Below are 2,013 nucleotides of genomic sequence, written 5' to 3'. Positions count from 1 at the left end.
GCGGAAGGCTGGGCGGCCCTGACGCCGGCCGGCCGGCGGCCCGAGCATCCGGTCGAGCCGACCCGGTCCCGCCGCGTCGAGGCGGTCGATCCGTCGCGGCCGGTCCGGCCGTCGCGGTCCGGCTGGCCGGCGCTGCCCTGGACCGAGCCGGCGCGGATCGGCGACGCTCCGGTCGACCCGCCGCGCTTCGACCGGCTGCGGCAGGAACAGGAGGTCGGGCTGTGGAGCGCGTAGCCTTCCTGATCGAGCCGACCGGCGACCGCATCTCGTGCCTCCTGAACCCGGAGGATCTCGAGCTGCGCCGAGTCGCCGGGCTGCGCGCGCGGCGGGGCGCCGGCGGCATCGTCACCGGCCACGCCCGGTCGGACGACCCGCTGATCGCCACCGGCGGCGGCGCCACCGAGATCGACCTGCGGCTGCTGTTCGACATTGAGATCGCCCAGGAGGGGCGGCTGGGCACGGGGGCGCAGACGCCGCCGGTGCCGGCAGGCCCCACCGATGTCCGCGAGCTGACCCGGCCGCTGTGGGACCTGGCCGAGAACGGGGAGGGGGCGGACGGCTACGGCGCGCCTCCCCTCTTCCGGCTGATCTGGGGCAGGTCCTGGAACATCCTGGGCGTGGTGCTGGCGGTGGCGGAACGGCTGGAGCGCTTCGACGCCAATGGTGCGCCCGGGCGGTCCTGGCTGAGCCTGCGGCTGCGGCGGGTGGCGGAGAGCGAGTCCCGCCCGGTCCCGCGGCAGCCGGTCACGCCGCAATTCGAGACCCAGGGGCCCGAGGACCAGCACGAGCGGCTGCATGACGCCGTGCTCGAGATCCCGGCCGACCAGGACGGCCTGCTGATGCTGCGGCTCGACCAGATCGCCGCCGACCGCTACGGCAACCCGGACCTGGCCCGTCCGCTGGCCGAATACAACGGCCTCGACGACCTGCTCCGCGCCTACGACATGCTGCGGCTGTCGCTGCCGCCGATCAGCAGTCTGACGGGGCGGCCATGACCATCTCACTCGCCCCGCCCGCGCTGCGGGTCACCCTGGACGGCACGACGCTGCCGGAAGAATCGGCTCGCTGCGTCACCACCGTTCTCGTCCGGCAGGTGCTGAGTGCGCCGAGCCTGGCCGACCTCGTCTTCGCCGATCCGCCGGGCGAGCTGATCGACGGCTGCGCCATCGGCATGACGCTGGCGCTGTCGGCGGACACGCGGCCGTTGTTCGACGGCGAGGTCACCGTCATCGAGCTGCAGCGCGACGCCGCCCATGGCCGCGTCCTGCGCCTCCGCGCCTATGATCGGCTGCACCGGCTGCGCAAGCGCCAGCGGGTGCGCGGCTGGGCCGATGCCTCGGTGGCCGATCTGCTGCGCGAGGCCGCGGGCGATCTCGGCCTGGCCTCGGACGGAGCCGCCGACGGCCCCCGCCGCAGCCGGCTGATCCAGCACGACCAGAGCGATTTCGACTTCCTCGCCGACCTGGCGCTGGACGCCGGGCTCTACCTCACCCTCGACGACGGCACGCTTCGGCTCATCACCCTGGCCGGGGAGGGCGAGGAGATCGATCTCCGGCTCGGACGCGACCTGCTGTCGGTGCGCGCCACGACCAGCGCCGAAGCGCTGCGCCGCAGCGCCCGGACGGAAGGCTGGGACATCTCGCGGATGGCCGGCGTGGCGGCGGCGGCGACCCTGGCCCGCCAGGACGAGATGGAGCTGCGCGGCATCGGCCTCGCCGCCTTCGAGGGCTTCGGCGAACGCATCCTGGTCAACCGCCTGGCCGCCGATGCGGACGAGGCCCGGGCATTGGCGCAGGCCGATATCGACCGGGCGGTCGCACGCGAAGTCGTGGTCGAAGGCGAGGCCGAGGGCGACCCACGCATCCGGCCCGGCCGGCCGCTGCGGCTCGACGGGGTCGGCGGCAGCGTCGACGGGCGCTGCATCGTGACCTGCACGACGCACCGCTTCGACGATGCCGGCGGCTACGACACCGAATTCTCGACCGAGCCGCCGGCATCGTCGAAGCGGTGCGT

At 74.4% G+C, this 2,013-nt stretch carries 3 protein-coding genes; all 3 read left to right on the top strand.

Annotated elements, in window-relative coordinates; translation table 11 throughout:
- The coding region (locus ACTOWL_RS37805; RefSeq protein ID WP_441326455.1) for a hypothetical protein at positions 1–234 on the top strand (234 nt) is incomplete at its 5' end.
- A complete protein-coding gene (locus ACTOWL_RS37800; RefSeq protein ID WP_441326454.1) occupies positions 222–995 on the top strand; it encodes a hypothetical protein in 774 nt (257 codons plus the stop codon). The genes ACTOWL_RS37805 and ACTOWL_RS37800, both read left to right, overlap by 13 nt.
- Positions 992–2,013 (top strand): phage late control D family protein (locus ACTOWL_RS37795; protein WP_441326453.1); only part of this gene is annotated, 1,022 nt, incomplete at its 3' end. The genes ACTOWL_RS37800 and ACTOWL_RS37795, both read left to right, overlap by 4 nt.

The sequence above is a fragment of the Inquilinus sp. CA228 genome, assembly GCF_052078665.1.
Lineage (GTDB): Bacteria > Pseudomonadota > Alphaproteobacteria > DSM-16000 > Inquilinaceae > Inquilinus.
Note: the sequence above shows the minus strand (reverse complement) of the source record. Positions and strands in the feature narration are given on the sequence as shown.